Source organism: Mycobacterium sp. Panama NTM2 (genome assembly GCF_054355555.1).
This window is the reverse complement of record NZ_CM135953.1, coordinates 200,776-215,647: the sequence shown is the minus strand read 5'-3', so window position 1 is coordinate 215,647 and position 14,872 is coordinate 200,776. Positions and strand designations below refer to the sequence as shown.

General features: G+C 68.1%; 13 protein-coding genes. 6 read left to right on the top strand and 7 right to left on the bottom strand.

Annotated elements, in window-relative coordinates:
• Position 1: 1 nt before the first annotated feature.
• Positions 2-1,474 (top strand): aldehyde dehydrogenase, encoded by a 1,473-nt coding sequence (locus ACXYX3_RS01095; RefSeq protein WP_458609804.1) that lies wholly within the window; start codon positions 2-4, stop codon positions 1,472-1,474.
• A 68-nt stretch (positions 1,475-1,542) separates the two neighbouring features.
• On the opposite strand, the gene ACXYX3_RS01090 is transcribed toward ACXYX3_RS01095, so the two are convergent.
• The 4 genes from ACXYX3_RS01090 to ACXYX3_RS01075 form a co-directional block, all read right to left on the bottom strand.
• Entirely contained in the window at positions 1,543-1,938 is a 396-nt protein-coding gene (locus ACXYX3_RS01090; RefSeq protein ID WP_458609803.1) for a YybH family protein, read from the bottom strand.
• A 139-nt stretch (positions 1,939-2,077) separates the two neighbouring features.
• Complete coding sequence (locus tag ACXYX3_RS01085) at positions 2,078-3,913, bottom strand: acyl-CoA dehydrogenase (protein WP_458609802.1); 1,836 nt, start codon at positions 3,911-3,913, stop codon at positions 2,078-2,080.
• A gap of 33 nt (positions 3,914-3,946) precedes the next feature.
• Positions 3,947-4,468, bottom strand: coding sequence for a dihydrofolate reductase family protein (locus tag ACXYX3_RS01080; RefSeq protein ID WP_458609801.1), 522 nt, complete (start codon positions 4,466-4,468; stop codon positions 3,947-3,949).
• Between the two features lies 1 nt (position 4,469).
• Positions 4,470-5,381 carry a helix-turn-helix domain-containing protein gene (locus tag ACXYX3_RS01075; protein ID WP_458609800.1) on the bottom strand — a complete coding sequence of 304 codons (912 nt, stop codon included), beginning with the start codon at positions 5,379-5,381 and terminating at the stop codon, positions 4,470-4,472.
• Between the two features lie 233 nt (positions 5,382-5,614).
• On the opposite strand from ACXYX3_RS01075, the gene ACXYX3_RS01070 reads away from it, so the two are divergent.
• The 4 genes from ACXYX3_RS01070 to ACXYX3_RS01055 all read left to right on the top strand — a co-directional run bounded on the left by ACXYX3_RS01070 (position 5,615) and on the right by ACXYX3_RS01055 (position 10,069).
• On the top strand, positions 5,615-6,295 hold the full coding sequence (locus ACXYX3_RS01070; protein ID WP_241206851.1) for an SDR family oxidoreductase: 681 nt from the start codon (positions 5,615-5,617) through the stop codon (positions 6,293-6,295).
• A gap of 168 nt (positions 6,296-6,463) precedes the next feature.
• A complete protein-coding gene (locus ACXYX3_RS01065; protein ID WP_458612262.1) occupies positions 6,464-7,207 on the top strand; it encodes a 1-acyl-sn-glycerol-3-phosphate acyltransferase in 744 nt (247 codons plus the stop codon).
• Positions 7,207-8,841 (top strand): acyl-CoA ligase FadD12, encoded by a 1,635-nt coding sequence (gene fadD12, locus ACXYX3_RS01060; RefSeq protein WP_458609799.1) that lies wholly within the window; start codon positions 7,207-7,209, stop codon positions 8,839-8,841. Before ACXYX3_RS01065 ends, fadD12 begins: the two co-directional genes overlap by 1 nt.
• On the top strand, positions 8,834-10,069 hold the full coding sequence (locus ACXYX3_RS01055) for an alpha/beta hydrolase (protein ID WP_458609798.1): 1,236 nt from the start codon (positions 8,834-8,836) through the stop codon (positions 10,067-10,069). The genes fadD12 and ACXYX3_RS01055 overlap by 8 nt, the downstream gene beginning before the upstream one ends.
• Before the next feature lie 3 nt (positions 10,070-10,072).
• Here the strand turns inward: ACXYX3_RS01055 and ACXYX3_RS01050 are convergent, their stop codons facing one another.
• Both ACXYX3_RS01050 and ACXYX3_RS01045 read right to left on the bottom strand, forming a co-directional pair.
• Complete coding sequence (locus ACXYX3_RS01050; RefSeq protein WP_458609797.1) at positions 10,073-11,488, bottom strand: WS/DGAT/MGAT family O-acyltransferase; 1,416 nt, start codon at positions 11,486-11,488, stop codon at positions 10,073-10,075.
• A gap of 27 nt (positions 11,489-11,515) precedes the next feature.
• Entirely contained in the window at positions 11,516-12,739 is a 1,224-nt protein-coding gene (locus ACXYX3_RS01045; protein WP_241206847.1) for an alpha/beta hydrolase, read from the bottom strand.
• 159 nt (positions 12,740-12,898) lie between these two features.
• Between ACXYX3_RS01045 and ACXYX3_RS01040 the strand changes: the two genes are divergently transcribed.
• Positions 12,899-13,813: an alpha/beta hydrolase gene (locus ACXYX3_RS01040; protein WP_458609796.1), complete on the top strand. Its 915-nt coding sequence runs from the start codon at positions 12,899-12,901 to the stop codon at positions 13,811-13,813.
• Between the two features lie 3 nt (positions 13,814-13,816).
• On the opposite strand, the gene ACXYX3_RS01035 is transcribed toward ACXYX3_RS01040, so the two are convergent.
• Positions 13,817-14,836, bottom strand: coding sequence for a MaoC family dehydratase (locus tag ACXYX3_RS01035; RefSeq protein WP_458609795.1), 1,020 nt, complete (start codon positions 14,834-14,836; stop codon positions 13,817-13,819).
• Positions 14,837-14,872 lie beyond the last annotated feature (36 nt).

Genomic DNA, 14,872 nt, shown 5'->3' with positions numbered 1-14,872 from the left:
TATGACACAGAGCACCGCATTCCGGACCGAGTGGGACAAGTTGTTCATCGGCGGTAAATGGGTCGAGCCGGCCACCTCGGACGTCATCGAGGTGCACTCCCCCGCCACCGGTGAGCTGGTCGGCAAGGTGCCGCTGGCGTCTGCCGCGGACGTCGACGCGGCCTGCGCGGCCGCCCGCAAGGCCTTCGACGACGGCCCGTGGCCGCAGATGACGCCTGCCGAACGCCAAGAGGTGCTGGCCCGCGCGGTCAAGATCCTCGAGGAGCGCGCCGATGAGCTGAAGTTCCTGCTGGCCGCGGAGACGGGGCAGCCGCCGACGATCGTCGACATGATGCAGTACGGCGCCGCGATGTCGGCGTTCCAGTACTTCGCCGGCGCGGCCGACAAGTTCACCTGGCAGGAGATCCGCGACGGCATCTACGGCCAGACGCTGGTGGTGCGCGAGCCGATCGGTGTCGTCGGGGCTGTGACCGCATGGAATGTGCCGTTCTTCCTGGCGGCCAACAAGCTGGGCCCGGCGCTGCTGGCCGGGTGCACGATCGTGCTGAAGCCCGCCGCCGAGACCCCGCTGTCGGTGTTCGCGATGGCCGAGGCGTTCGCCGAAGCCGGGCTGCCCGAAGGCGTGCTGTCGATCGTGCCGGGTGGGCCGGAGACGGGCCGGGCGCTGACCAACAACCCGGAGCTGGACAAGTTCACGTTCACCGGGTCCTCGGCAGTGGGCAAGGAGATCGCCAAGATCGCCGCCGAGAAGCTCAAGCCGTGCACGCTCGAGCTGGGCGGCAAGTCCGCGGCGATCATCCTCGAGGACGCCGACCTGGATTCCACACTCCCGATGCTGGTGTTCTCCGGCCTGATGAACTCCGGACAGGCGTGCGTCGGACAGACCCGCATCCTGGCGCCGCGCTCGCGCTACGACGAGGTGGTCGAGAAGCTGTCGGCCGCGGTGTCGGGGATGCTGCCGGGGCTGCCGACCGATCCGGCCGCGATGATCGGCCCGCTGATCAGCGAGAAGCAGCGCGAACGGGTCGAGGGCTACATCAAGAAGGGTGTGGAGGAAGGTGCCCGCGTGGTCGTCGGCGGTCAGCGTCCCGAGGGGCTGGACAGCGGCTGGTACGTGCAGCCGACGGTGTTCGCCGATGTCGACAACTCGATGACGATCGCCCAGGAGGAGATCTTCGGGCCGGTGCTCGCGGTGATTCCTTACGAGGACGAGGACGACGCGGTACGCATCGCCAACGACTCCGTGTACGGCCTGGCCGGGTCGGTGTACACCACCGATCACGATCGGGCGCTGCGCATCGCGCGGCGAATCCGCACCGGCACCTACGCGGTGAACATGTACGCCTTCGACCCGGGGGCGCCGTTCGGCGGGTTCAAGAACTCCGGCATCGGACGCGAGAACGGCACCGAGGGCATCGAGGCGTACTGCGAGCCGAAGTCGATCCTGCTGCCGTTCGGCTACACCCCGGCCTGAGGTTCGGCGACCAGTCGCGAACTCGAGTGGTCTCTCGGCGTGTCCACTCGAGTTCGCGTCTGTTCGCGCTAAGGGGTGTGGGGCATCGAGTGGTGCTCGTGGGCGATCAGCCACGCGCCGTCGACCTTGCGCATGCCGAACGTGCTGCGTAGCCGGTTCTCCGGATGGGCCGCGATGTCCTCGGGCATACCGGCGCGGAACAGTCCGTGCGCATAGGCGACGGTGTCGCCGGCGATGACGTCGAGCTTGAGTAGTTCGAGCACCGCGCCGCCGGCGATCCATTCGAAGAACTCCGGCCAGGTCTGCCGGTATGCGTCGATGCCGTAGACGCCCTCTTGAGGTGGCGGCACGTCGTACAGCACGATGTCGTCGGTGTGCGCGGCGATGACGCCGTCGATGTCACGCTCGCGAATCGCCTGGATCCAGCGGTCGATGACGGTGCGGATGTCGGTGTCGTCGGTCATGCGGATGCAGACCGGCCCGACGCGGGAAACTCATCGGGGCCGTGGAGGGCTCACTTTCTTCCCGCGAGAAGACGCGAACTCGAGCGCGACACGCCGTTAAGAGCTCGAGTTCGCGTCTGGTCGCCGAAAAAACAGGACCCTAGAACGCGGCTTCGGGGACGTCCATGGCCGTCAGGTCGACCGCTTCGAGGATCGCCCGCCGCGCCGTGAGCAACGGCAGCATGTTCTTGGCGAAGAACAGCGCCGTCGCCACCTTGCCCGTGTAGAAGTCGCGATCGCGTGCGCTCGGCGAGCCGTCCAGCGCGGTCAGCGCGATCTCGGCCTGATGCAGTAGCTGCCAGCCCAGCAGCAGGTCGCCGACCGCCAGCAGGAACGGCACCGATTCCAGCCCCACCCGGTACAGCTCCTGCGGGTTCTGCTGCGAATCGATCAGGTACTTCGTCATCGCCGCGACCATCGCCTGCACGTCCGCGACCGCGGTCGCGAGCAGCGCGCGGCCGTCGGCCAGCTCGGGGCGGGCCGCGCCGTCGTCGAGGAACGCCCGGATCTGCGTCACCACGTGCAGCAGCGCACCCCCTTGATCGCGGGCGATCTTGCGGAAGAAGAAGTCCTGCGCCTGGATCGCGGTGGTGCCCTCGTAGAGCGAGTCGATCTTGGCGTCGCGGATATACTGCTCGAGCGGATAGTCCTGCAGGAAGCCCGAGCCGCCGAGGGTCTGCAGCGATTCGGTCAGGCACTGGTAGGCCCGCTCCGACCCCACCCCCTTGACGATCGGCAGCAGCAGGTCGTTGACCCGGTCGGCCCTCGACGCGTCGGCGCCCGACACCACCGCCGCCACCGCCGGATCCTGGTGGGCGGCGGTGTAGAGGTACAGCGCCCGCAGCCCTTCGGCATACGCCTTCTGCGTGAGCAACGCCCGGCGGACGTCGGGATGGTGGATGATCGTCACCCGCGGCGCCGACTTGTCGGTCATCTGGGTCAGATCGGCGCCCTGCACACGCGACTTCGCGTACTCCAGCGCGTTCAGGTACCCGGTCGACAGGGTCGCAATCGCCTTGGTGCCCACCATCATTCGCGCGTACTCGATCACCTTGAACATCTGCGCGATGCCGTTGTGGGTGTCGTTGACCAGCCAGCCCACCGCCGGGGTGCCGTGCTGGCCGAACGTCAGCTCGCACGTCGCCGAGGCCTTCAGCCCCATCTTGTGCTCGAGCCCCGTGACGAAGACACCGTTGCGCTCGCCGAGCTCACCGGTCTGCGGGTCGAAGTGGTACTTCGGCACGATGAACAAGCTCAAGCCCTTGGTTCCCGGGCCTGCACCCTCCGGGCGGGCGAGAACCATGTGCACGATGTTGTCGAACAGGTCGTCGCCGTCGCCGTTGGTGATGAACCGTTTGACGCCGTCGATGTGCCAGGTGCCGTCGGGTTGCTCGACGGCCTTCGTGCGGCCGGCGCCGACGTCCGAACCGGCGTCGGGTTCGGTGAGCACCATCGTCGCGCCCCAGTCCCGCTCGATCATCAGCGAGGCCCAGTGCCGTTGCTGCTCATTGCCGATCGCGTAGAGGATGTCGGCCATCTTGGGGCCGGCCGAATACAGGAACACCGCGGGCTGCGCACCCAGAGCGAACTCGTTGATCGCCCACTCGACCATCGACGGCACCGGTACGCCGCCGATGTCGGACGCCATGCCGACACGTGACCACTCGCCGTCGCGCCAGGCCCGGAAGGTCTTCTTGAACGGCTCCGGGATGCTGACGACGTGGGTGGCCGGATCGAACGTGGGTGGTGTCCGGTCGGTCTCGGCGAAGGCTTCGGCCAACGGGCCTTCGGCCAGCTTGGCGGCCTCGTGCAGCATCTGCCGCACCGAGTCGCCGTCGAGATCGGAGAACTCACCCGTCGCGAGCACCTTCTCGAGCGCCAGCGTCTCGAACAGGTTGAACTCGATGTCGCGGACGTTGCTGCGGTAGTGGCCCATGGTGGGCCAGACTATGCCGAAAGAGCGCTCCCGTCAGGCTTTACGCCAGTGCGCGCAGACGAAGTCGGCGTTGCGGGCCGTGGAGACCAGCGTCCACTCCGAGCGCATCGGCAGTACCCGGGCTCCCGCCCCCAGCGTGCACGGCGCATACGACACGATCATCTCGTCCACCAGTCCCGCCCCGACGAACTGCGCGGCCACCTCGCCGCCGCCGACCACCCAGACGTGGCGATCCCCGGCCGCCGCGACGAGCGTCGGGAACAGGTCGGTGACCTCGCCGGCGAACGTGTGCACGGGGTGGGTGGGGTCGACGATCTCCGGGCGGTGCGTCATCACCCAGGACGGCTGGCGGTACATCCACTCCCCCGGGTGGTTGGCCAGAATCCACTCGTAGGTGTCGGCGCCCATCACGAGCGCGCCCACCGACGCCAGGAACGGGTCGATGGCGAAGGGCCCGTCGGCGTCGATGTCGCGGGTGACGAGCCACTGCAGGCTCGCGTGCTCGTCGGCCACGAAACCGTCGAGGCTCGAGGCGGTGTAGTAGATGCATGCCATGTCAGGTCCTCATCCAGTCCAGGGGATCGCCGCGGCCGGTGTCGACGCCGTGCTCGGCGAGCATCGTCCGGGCCAGTTCCCGGCGGTGCGCCGAATAGGTCAGGACGTGCGCGACGATCCCGTACAGCGGGAACGATTCCGGCGGTTCGCACAGGGCGTCGATGACGGTGTCGCCGAGCCTGCCCGCCGCGGCGTAGTCCGCGATCGTTGTGCGCCAACGCTTCCCGATGTCGGTGTGGAAGGCCGCGAGAGCAGCGGCGCCGACCGACCGCGTAGAGGCCCGCGCCGGGAAGTCCTCACCGGCGATGGTGGCCAGCCACACCTGTTTGCTCCAGACGATCGCCCCGAGCACTGCCCCGACGCTCGGTTCGGGACCATCCCAGTCCAGCACCGTCTGGCCCGGCCGGATCGGCGCCGTCCACTGCTGCGGGCTCAACCGCGTCGCGCGGCCGAGCAGGTGCTCGGTGTCGGCGAGGTCGTGGTCGATCATCAGAGCCGTCACATCCGGCGTCGCAGACGGAGACGGCGTGCTGTCGATCCAGAGCGCCTGCGGCGGGTGGAAGTGCAGCCCGTTGGGCGCGGGCAGACGGAAGTGCACATCGGCGGCCTGCGAGGGTGGGCGGCCGTAGGTGCGCCGGAACGCCCGGGAGAACACCTCGGCGGACGACCAGCCCTCCGCGGCGGCGACGGCCGCCACCGGTTCGCCGCGCTGCAGCCGCCAGGCCGCCCGTTCGAGCATGACGCGGCGCCGCAGCGCCGCCGGGGATTCGCCGGTGAGCCGCCGCACCTCCCGCGAGAAGTGGAATTCCGACGCGTGGCTACTGCGGGCCATCGACCCGACATCTCCGTTGTCCGCGGCGGTGACCGCGTCGAGGAGTTCACGCAGCCGATCGCGCCCCGAAGGTTCCGTCACGGAATCCGAGTATCGTCGCCGATCGCCGCGGCCACCATGACGATTCCTGCTGTGCCGCGGGACCGAAACAGGCCGGAAAGCCCTGTGGCGGGAGCCCCCGACCGGGTCCCGCCACATTGCGCATCAACCTACCGTCCGGTGCCCTCCCCCGCGTTCTTTTCGATGCCGGACTTTTCGGCGACCCTCCTGCGTTCAGTGTGCTATACCCAGCAGTGACATCAAGGGAGCCCGACATGACCACCGACCACATCACCGCACTCGTCACCGGCGCCAACCGCGGCCTCGGCCGCCGCTTCGCCGAACAGCTCCTCGAACGCGGAGCGACCGTGTACGCCGCAGCGCGCAACCCGGAGAGCGTCGACCTGCCCGGGGCGATCCCGCTGCAGCTCGACATCACCGACCCCGAATCCGTCCGCCGCGCCGCCGAGACCGCGAGCGACGTCAACGTCGTGATCAACAACGCCGGGGTCTCCACTCAGGCGGGGCTGCTCGACGGCCCGATCGAGGACATCCGGCTGGAGATGGAGACTCATTACTTCGGCACCCTTGGCGTCACCCGGGCCTTCGTGCCCGTACTGGAACGAAACGGTGGCGGTCGCATCCTCAACGTGCTGTCCGTGCTCTCCTGGTACCACCCCGCAACCAGCGGCGCCTACTCGGCGGCCAAAGCCGCCGGCTGGGCGCTCACCGATGCGGTACGCGCCGAGCTGGCACCGCGCGGCATCCACGTCGCGGCACTGCACGTCGGCTACATGGACACCGACATGGTCAGCTACATCCCCGCAGATCAGAAGACCGATCCGGCGGTCGTCGCCCGGCTCGCCCTCGACGGCCTGTTCGCCGGCGACAACGAGATCCTCGGTGACGAACTGACCCGAACAGTGAAGGCACACCTGGCCGGCACGCCACAGTGACAGGATGGTCGGCACGGCGCCGGCCATCCCTTGGGTAGACTGGCCAAAACTAGAACACGTTCCAGTCATCGCGCTCCAGGGGGTCCCGTGAACTCGACCGACATCACGCCGTCCGAGATCGCGCCGTCTGAGATAACGAAGTGGGACCCCGTGCTCACCGAGCGGGTGATGGGGCTGCTGCGCCCCTTCCTGAAGGGCTACCACCGAGCCGAGGTCCGGGGTCTGGACATCTTTCCCGCAGGCGGGGCGCTGGTGGTGTCCAACCATTCGGGCGGGCTGTTCGCGATGGACGTCCCGGTGTTCGCCAGCGGGTTCTACGAGAAGTTCGGCTTCGATCGCCCCGTCTACACGCTCAGCCACGACATGCTGATGGTCGGCCCCACGGGCGCGTTCTTCAAGAAGGCCGGCTTCATCCCGGCCAATCACCGCAACGCCGACGAAGCGCTGCGCTCCGGCGGCGTCGTCGTGGTGTTCCCGGGTGGGGACTACGACGTGTACCGGCCCACCCTGTCGGCCAACAAGATCGACTTCGGAGGGCGCACCGGGTACGTGAAAGCGGCCCTGAACGCCGGCGTGCCGATCGTGCCGACCGTCGGAATCGGCGGACAGGAAGCTCAGCTGTTCCTGTCCCGCGGCACCGACATCGCCAAGGCCCTCGGCCCCATCGCGCGTGCGTTCCGCACCAAGATCCTGCCGATCTCGTTCGGCTTTCCGTTCGGCCTGTCCATGGTGGTGCCACTCAATGTGCCTCTGCCGGCGAAGATCACGATGCAGACGCTGCCGCCGATCGACATCGTCGCCGAGTTCGGGGAAGACCCCGACATCGACGAAGTCGACGCACATGTCCGGCACGTGATGCAGCGGGCCCTCGACGACCTGGCCGCCCAGCGCCGGCTGCCGGTGATCGGCTGATGGGCCTTCTCGATCCGATCACCAGCACCGCCGGGTTCGTGTCGACCCTTGTGCGCGCCGGCGTGATCGCGCCGATGCGGCCGGACAAGTACCTGCGCATCGGCGCCGCCATGCAGCGCGAGAACATGGCGGTCACCTCCGGATTCGCCGCCGCCGCCCAGCGTTGCGGTGACCGGGCCGGATTGGTCGACGAGCTCGGTGTGCTGACGTGGCGCCAGATCGACCGACGCGCTGACGCATTCGCCGCCGCACTGCAGGCCCTGCCCGGTGGCGCGCCCGACGTCGTCGGCCTGATGGCCCGCAACCACCGCGGCTTCGTCGAGACGATGATCGCGGCCAACCGCATCGGCGCCGATGTGCTGCTGCTCAACACCTCGTTCGCCGGCCCGGCGCTGGCCGAGGTGGTGGCGCGCGAGAGCGAGGGCCGCTCGCTGGTGCTCGTGTACGACGAGGAATTCACCGACACCGTCGACCGCGCGCTGGCCGAACACCCCGACACGCCGCGGATCGTCGCGTGGACCGACACCGACGACCACGAACAGACCGTGGAATCGATAATCGAGGTCCATGCCGGGCAGGAACCGCAGAGGGCGTCGACCAAGAGCCGAACCATCCTGCTCACCTCGGGCACCACGGGAACACCGAAGGGCGCCAGCCATTCCGGGGGCGATCCGAGCGTGCTCAAGTCCATCCTGGACCGCACCCCCTGGCGAGCCGAACAGCCCGTCGTCGTGGTCGCGCCGATGTTCCATGCTTGGGGCTTCTCGCAATTGGTGTTCGCGGCGTCGATGGCGTGCACGATCATCACCCGCCGCAAGTTCGATCCGGAGGCGACGCTCGATCTGATCGATCGGCACCGTGCGACCGGATTGTGCGTGGTGCCGGTGATGTTCGACCGCATCATGGAGCTGCCCGACGAGGTGCTCGACCGTTACAGCGGGCGGTCCCTGCGGTTCGCCGCGGCGTCGGGCTCCCGGATGCGCCCCGATGTCGTCATCGCGTTCATGGACCGGTTCGGTGACGTGATCTACAACAACTACAACGCGACCGAGGCGGGCATGATCGCGACCGCGACGCCGCGCGACCTGCGTGCCGCGCCGGACACGGCCGGCCGGCCGGCCGAGGGCACCGAGATCCGCATCCTGGACAGCGATTTCCGGGAACTGCCGGCCGGTGAGACCGGCGCCATCTACGTACGCAACTCCACCCAGTTCGACGGCTACACCTCCGGGGCAACCAAGGATTTCCACGACGGGTTCATGTGCTCCGGTGACGTCGGCTACCTCGATGACGAGGGCCGACTGTTCGTGGTGGGCCGTGACGACGAGATGATCGTCTCCGGTGGGGAGAACGTCTACCCGATCGAGGTGGAGAAGACGCTGACCGGCCATCCCGATGTGGCGGAGGCGGCCGTGCTCGGCGCCGACGACGAGAAGTTCGGTCAACGTCTGGTGGCCTTCGTCGTGCTGAAGCCGGGTTCGTCCGCCGATCCGGACGCGCTCAAGCAGCACGTGCGTGACAACTTGGCGAATTACAAAGTGCCGCGCCAGATCACGATTCTCGACGAGCTGCCCCGCAGCATCACCGGCAAGATCTCCCGCAAGGACCTGCAGAACCTCATCGACCATGCCTAAACCCCGCCCGCTGCTGCGGGCTGTCGCCGAACTACTCAACGCGGCCAACGGTGTCCGGCCGCTGGCCCGCGAGGGCTACCTCACCATCGGGGTGTTCGCGTTCGGCTGGCCCACCTCGGAGATGTCGGTGCTCTACATGGCCGGTTCCATGGCCGATGCGGTACGCCGCGGCCTGCGCGGCGAGTTCCGCGGCACCCGCGGCCGTATCGCGCTGGCGCTGACCGCCGTCGCGTGGGCACTGCTGTGGCTCATCCAGCGTCGAAACGTGGCGTCCCAACCGCACTTCGAAGACCCCCTGCGGGACGCGCTCGGCGACGACTACCAGGACATCGCCGACAAGGCCAAGGCTCGTCGGCGCCGATTGATCGGCATTCCGCCCAACGACTTCGTACGCCGGCGCTACGTGGAGAAGGCCGCCACCGTGTCGTACGGACCGCACGGCGGCGCCAACCGCGCCGACATCTGGCGTCGCTCGGATCTCCCGCGAGACGGCAAAGCACCTGTGCTGCTGCAGGTCCCGGGGGGCGCCTGGTCGATCGGGATGCGCCGCCCGCAGGCCTATCCGATGCTCAGCCATCTGGCCGACCACGGCTGGGTGTGCGTGTCGATCGACTACCGGGTCAGTCCGCGCAACACCTGGCCCGACCACATCGTCGACGTCAAACGGGCCCTTGCGTGGATCAAGGACAACATCGCGGACTACGGCGGCGATCCGGACTTCGTCGCGATCTCCGGCGGCTCGGCCGGCGGGCATCTGTCGGCGCTCGCCGCGCTGACCGCCGATGATCCGACGCTGCAACCCGGATTCGAGGACGCCGACACCTCGGTGGCGGCCGCCGTCCCGATCTACGGCCGCTACGACTGGGTGTCCACAGAAGGCAGCGGCCGCAAGGAGTTCATCGCGTTCCTGCAGAAGTTCGTCGTCAAGCGGCCGTTCCGGACCGACCGGGCCGTCTACCGTGACGCGTCGCCGATCCTGCGGTTGCGCGCCGACGCACCGCCGTTCTTCGTGCTGCACGGCCAGGACGATTCGATCATCCCCGTCGGGGAGGGGCGGGAGTTCGCCGAAGCCCTGCGCGAGGTGTCCAGCTCACCGGTGGTCTACGCCGAGATCCCCCACGCGCAGCACGCGTTCGACTTCTACTACGGATCGCCGCGCGCCCACTACACCGCCCAGGCGGTCGAGGAGTTCCTGTCCTGGGTGCAGGCCACCCGCGCGAAAGGCTGACCGTCAGGGCGCGAGAGCGGTGTCGATCTCTGTCAGCTGCTCGGAAAGCCCTGCGGCGCGGCGGATCTCGATGAACGCCTGAACCATGGCGTCGGTCAGTTCGTGAGGATCATCCAGTGTCTTGCCGTCGGCCAGCACCGAGATGTTGAGCTGATCGACATAGCTCCACACCGTGATGTTCAGACCGCTGCCCGCGGTGAGCGGTCCGACCGAGTACAGGCCCGTCACCAGCGCACCACCGACCTTCGCGCGCTCACGCGGCCCCGGCACGTTGGAGATCGGTAGGTTCATCACCTTGTTCTGGCCGTCCTTGGCCGAGAGCCACCGGAACATCGCCTCGGCGGGGGCCGGCGGGAAGTAGGCAGACCAGCGGCTGACCAGCTCCGGCCCCAGCAGGGTGTTGCTCTCCTTGCCGGCCGCCGCGGCCTCGTGCGCGGCGCGCACCCGTTCCAGCGGATCCTCCACCTCGACGGGCAGGCTGACCAACACACCGGTGAAGTAGTTGCCCGAGATCCGGTCCGGGGAGAAGTCGAAGCTCACCGGCACCGACGCCAGCAGCGGGTGATCGGCATGACCGTCGTAGCGCAACAACAACTCTCGAAGGGCACCTGCCGACATCGACAGCACCATGTCGTTGATCGTCACCCCGAGGTGCTTGGCGGTCTCCTTCACGTCGGCCAGCGCCACGGTGGCCGTCGCGAACCGGCGGGTCGCGTCGAGCATGTGATTCATGAAGGTCGGTGGCGGGGTGAAGGGTCTCGTCAGTTCGGGCGACAACTTGTGCTGGCTCTCGCGGACCCGGCGCACCCCCTGCGCGGTGTAACTCACCACCGACGGAAACCGTCTGATCTGGCGGAGGTGGTCGGTGAACGCCGACCGGACCAACTCGCCGCGGGTGGGGGCCGGATCGGTCGCATACGAATCGCGATCGACCTGCGTACCCTGCAGGTCCATTCCTCGCGCCAGCAGATTCGCCGACGCCACACCATCGGCCAGCGCGTGATGGATCTTGCCCAACACCGCAATCCGGCCTTCGGCCAGACCCTCGATCAGATACATCTCCCACAGCGGCCGGCTGCGGTCCAACGGCGTGCTCGCGAGCCTGCCCACCATCTCGTCGAGCTGGCGGCGGCCGCCGGGCTCGTCCACCCGGCAGGACCGCACGTGGTAGTCGAGATCGACCTCGGCGTTCTCCCGCCACATCGGATGGTGGAACTTGAACGGGATGTCGATCAGCTCGTAGCGGAAGGGGTCGAGCTTGTAGAGCCGGCTGTGGATGACCGTGCGCAATTCCTCGACACCGAAGCGTGCCCCGTCGAGCCCGGCGAGATCGATGATCGCCAGCTTCAGCGTGTGCATGTGGACGTTCGGCGTCTCGCTGTACAGAAGGACAGCGTCCCACCCGCGGAGCCTCTTCACAGTCCCGACACCTCTCCTCCGAGGTGTCTATATAACCTCTTTGGCCCCGAGCAGACTGCGATTTCGATGGATGTGGTTGAGGAACAAGCCGATTGCCGTCGCAGCCGCACCGGTGCGGGCGCCGTCGGTCATGTCGAAGCCGTGTCCGGCACCGGGCAACTCGACGTAGCTGACCACCGACCGAGACACCTCCTTCAACCGGTCGACGAAACTGCGGGCCTGCGCGACCGGGATCACGCTGTCGCCGGTGCCGTGCATGACCAGGAACGGCGGCGCCTCGGCATGCACGCGGGCGATCGGTGATGCCTTGCGGAAGATGTCGGGATGCTTGGCCATCGAGCGACGTACCACCACCCGCTCGAGGAAGTCGACGAACCGGACCCGCTCGACCGTGGACTTGTCCTCCCAGTCGTAGCGGCCGTAGATGCCGATCACCGCGTCGACCGACGTGTCCGACCCCTCGGGCAGCTCACACTGCATCTCGGGGTCGTTGGCCGTCAATCCCGCCAGCGCAGCCAGGTGCCCGCCTGCCGACGTGCCCGCGATGGTCACGAAATCGCGATCTCCACCGAACTTGTCCACATTGGCCCGCGCCCAGGCGATCGCCGTCTTCACATCGGTCAGGTGCGCCGGCCAGGGGTGGTGCGGCGCGACGCGGTAGTCGATGGACAGACAGACCCAGCCCTTCTCGGCGAGATGGGACATCAAGGCATAGCCCTGCAGCATCCGGCTGCCGTGCACCCATGCCCCGCCGGGCACGAACAACAGCACCGGGGCCGGCTGCGCCGGCAGATCGTCACGGCGCCAGACGTCGAGCAGCTGCGTGGGGCGCGGACCGTACCGCACGGAGGTCCGGTGGACATTGCGCCGGTGCTCCCGCATCTTCCAGACCGGTGGGGTGCGCTCGGCCGCCGGCCAGTCGATGTCGAGGTCCTTGGCCGACACCACACTGCGCAGCGCCGCCTGGGTGACCTCGTTGGTGCAGTCGCGATCGCGCTGCTTCGACTCGGCGTCATTCGGCGTCAGCAGGCCCTTGACCGTGGCGTTCAGGAACTCGGGTGCGTGGCGGGCACCCCAGATGCCGGCGGCGGTGAGAGCACCGAGCGGTTCGAGGTGCTTCCCGATCACCGGCAGGGAGGCACTCGCGACACTGGCCGCCAGCAGGTAATCGCCGGGGCCCGCCTTCATCAACCACTGCAAACGCGTGGTCAGGGTGGGCCCGGGATACCGGATGTCCGGCCTTTCGGTCATGGCGGCTACCGTACCCCCACCCCTGCTGCTCAAACTGACATTCGGCACAGGGTTGTCTACTGTTTTCCAGCTGTGGTCAGTCTGTGACGACATCTCGACTGAATCTGCAGGTCAGGGGCTCCCCAGGGGATCCGCGGCGATACTGCGCATACTGAACCGATGGCCCGCTCCAAACCCGTCATCGATTTCCACCCTGAACTGCGCCGTAGCGCACGTCTGCTGCCCAAACAGATGATCACCCCGGTCACGCTGCCGTTCGTGCGGGCGGCGTCACGACTGATGTGGCGCTCCGCCCCGGCGGACGTCGACGTGCTCACGCTGGGCTCCGGCGTGTCGGTCCGGCTGCACCGGCCGGCCGGCGTGTCCTCCCCCGGCCCGGCGCTGTTGTGGATCCACGGCGGCGGGTACGTCATCGGCGACGCCGCTCAGGACGACGAGCTGTGCCGGCGCTTCGCGCGGGAACTCGGTGCGACCGTCGCCGCGGTGAATTACCGCCTGGCACCGGAACATCCGTACCCGGTCCCGCTCGACGACTGCTATGCCGCGCTGTCGTGGTTGAGCGAACTGCCGTCGGTCGATCCGGCCCGGGTGGCGATCGGCGGCGCCAGCGCCGGCGGCGGCTTGGCCGCCGCGCTGGCCCTTCTGGCCCGTGATCGCGACGAGATCCCGCTGGTGGCACAGCTTCTGGTGTATCCGATGCTCGACGACCGCACCGTCGGGCGCGCCGATCTGGAGAATCCCGGCCATCGGCTGTGGAACCAGACGAGCAACCGATTCGGCTGGCAGGCCTATCTGCGCGACGCTGACCCCGACGTGGCCGTCCCCGCCCGGCGCACCGATCTGGCCGGGTTGCCACCGGCGTGGATCGGGGTCGGCACGCTGGATCTGTTCCACGACGAAGACCTCGCCTACGCGCAGCGGCTGCGTGATGCCGGGGTGCCGTGCGAGGTGACGGTGGTGCCGGGCGCGTTCCACGGCTTCGACGGCATCGCTCCGAAAGCCGATGTCTCGCAGTCGTTCTTCGCCAGTCAGTGCGCGCTGCTGCGGAGCGCCTACGCGGCTTCGGCGGTGTGAGGCTCAGCCCACCAGAGCGGTGAACACCCAGTCGAGGACCGCGCGGTCGGCCCCGTCGCCGTCCACGTCGTCGGTGACGGCGTAGACGACCGAGCGTAGCCGCACCGTCACGCCGTTGCCGTCGGCACGCGGTTGGGACGCCTCGATCGTGAGATCGCTGTAGAGAGTGTCGCCTTCGTGCACCGGCGCGGTGTGCCGGCAGGACTCCCACCCCTCGACGACGACCAAGTTGGGGAGCAGCCGGGTGGCCTGCGCCAGCGCGAGGCCGATGGTGTGGCCGCCGTACACGAGCCGCTTTCCCGACACCCTCGAATCATGATGCGTTGCAGCGATATTGAGCGTCAATCGGGCCAGTTCGGGGGCGCTGCTCACCACGTCGGCCGAGCTGCGCAGCACCGTGCCGCCCGCCGGGGTGGACCCGGAGCCGGAAACCCGGGACCGAAAGGCGTCGATGTCCCAGTGGGCGACGAGATCGGCGGGTGAACCGGCCGCGGCACCGATGGCGTCCATGTCATCGCGGTTCCCGGTACTGACGGTGTCGGCACTGAGCGGCAGCATCGCGCAGCGGTGGAAGTCGAGCACGAGCCGTCCGTCACCGTCGGTGGTCGTCACGCGCAGCGCGGCCAGACCGGTGGCCCGACGCCCGGGCTTGGCGGAATTCTGCTTCAGACCAACGACTTCCGTTCGGGTGGACAACGTATCGCCGATGACCGGGAAGCGGTGGAACGTCAACCCGCGGTAGAACAGATTGGCCATGACCCGCTGGGTGACGAGTGTCGACTGTCCGATCGCCACATCGCACACCAACGCGGGATGAGCCAGGGGCGCGACCGCACCCGTCACGGCGGCCGAGAGCCCCGCATCGAGGGGGAGCCGCATCCGGTCGCCGAGGATCGCCTGGTGCATCGCCGCCACACCGGAAGTCAGCGTCATCGACGGTGCGGAGTCGAAGACCTGACCGACGTGCAGATCGTCGAAGAAGGGCCCGGTTACGATTTGGCCGTACAAATCCACAAGCCGCATGCTGGCACTTCTCCGCTCGGCATGTCAACATCGATG

Bases quoted from the DNA above. Each gene is read 5' to 3' on its own strand.
- ACXYX3_RS01090 (WP_458609803.1), bottom strand. From the start codon at position 1,938: ATGACCGACGACACCGACATCCGCACCGTCATCGACCGCTGGATCCAG.
- ACXYX3_RS01035 (WP_458609795.1), bottom strand. From the start codon at position 14,836: ATGCGGCTTGTGGATTTGTACGGCCAAATCGTAACCGGGCCCTTCTTC.
- fadD12 (WP_458609799.1), top strand. From the start codon at position 7,207: ATGGGCCTTCTCGATCCGATCACCAGCACCGCCGGGTTCGTGTCGACC.
- ACXYX3_RS01070 (WP_241206851.1), top strand. From the start codon at position 5,615: ATGACCACCGACCACATCACCGCACTCGTCACCGGCGCCAACCGCGGC.
- ACXYX3_RS01085 (WP_458609802.1), bottom strand. From the start codon at position 3,913: ATGGGCCACTACCGCAGCAACGTCCGCGACATCGAGTTCAACCTGTTC.
- ACXYX3_RS01040 (WP_458609796.1), top strand. From the start codon at position 12,899: ATGGCCCGCTCCAAACCCGTCATCGATTTCCACCCTGAACTGCGCCGT.
- ACXYX3_RS01095 (WP_458609804.1), top strand. From the start codon at position 2: ATGACACAGAGCACCGCATTCCGGACCGAGTGGGACAAGTTGTTCATC.
- ACXYX3_RS01065 (WP_458612262.1), top strand. From the start codon at position 6,464: ATGGGGCTGCTGCGCCCCTTCCTGAAGGGCTACCACCGAGCCGAGGTC.
- ACXYX3_RS01080 (WP_458609801.1), bottom strand. From the start codon at position 4,468: ATGGCATGCATCTACTACACCGCCTCGAGCCTCGACGGTTTCGTGGCC.
- ACXYX3_RS01045 (WP_241206847.1), bottom strand. From the start codon at position 12,739: ATGACCGAAAGGCCGGACATCCGGTATCCCGGGCCCACCCTGACCACG.
- ACXYX3_RS01055 (WP_458609798.1), top strand. From the start codon at position 8,834: ATGCCTAAACCCCGCCCGCTGCTGCGGGCTGTCGCCGAACTACTCAAC.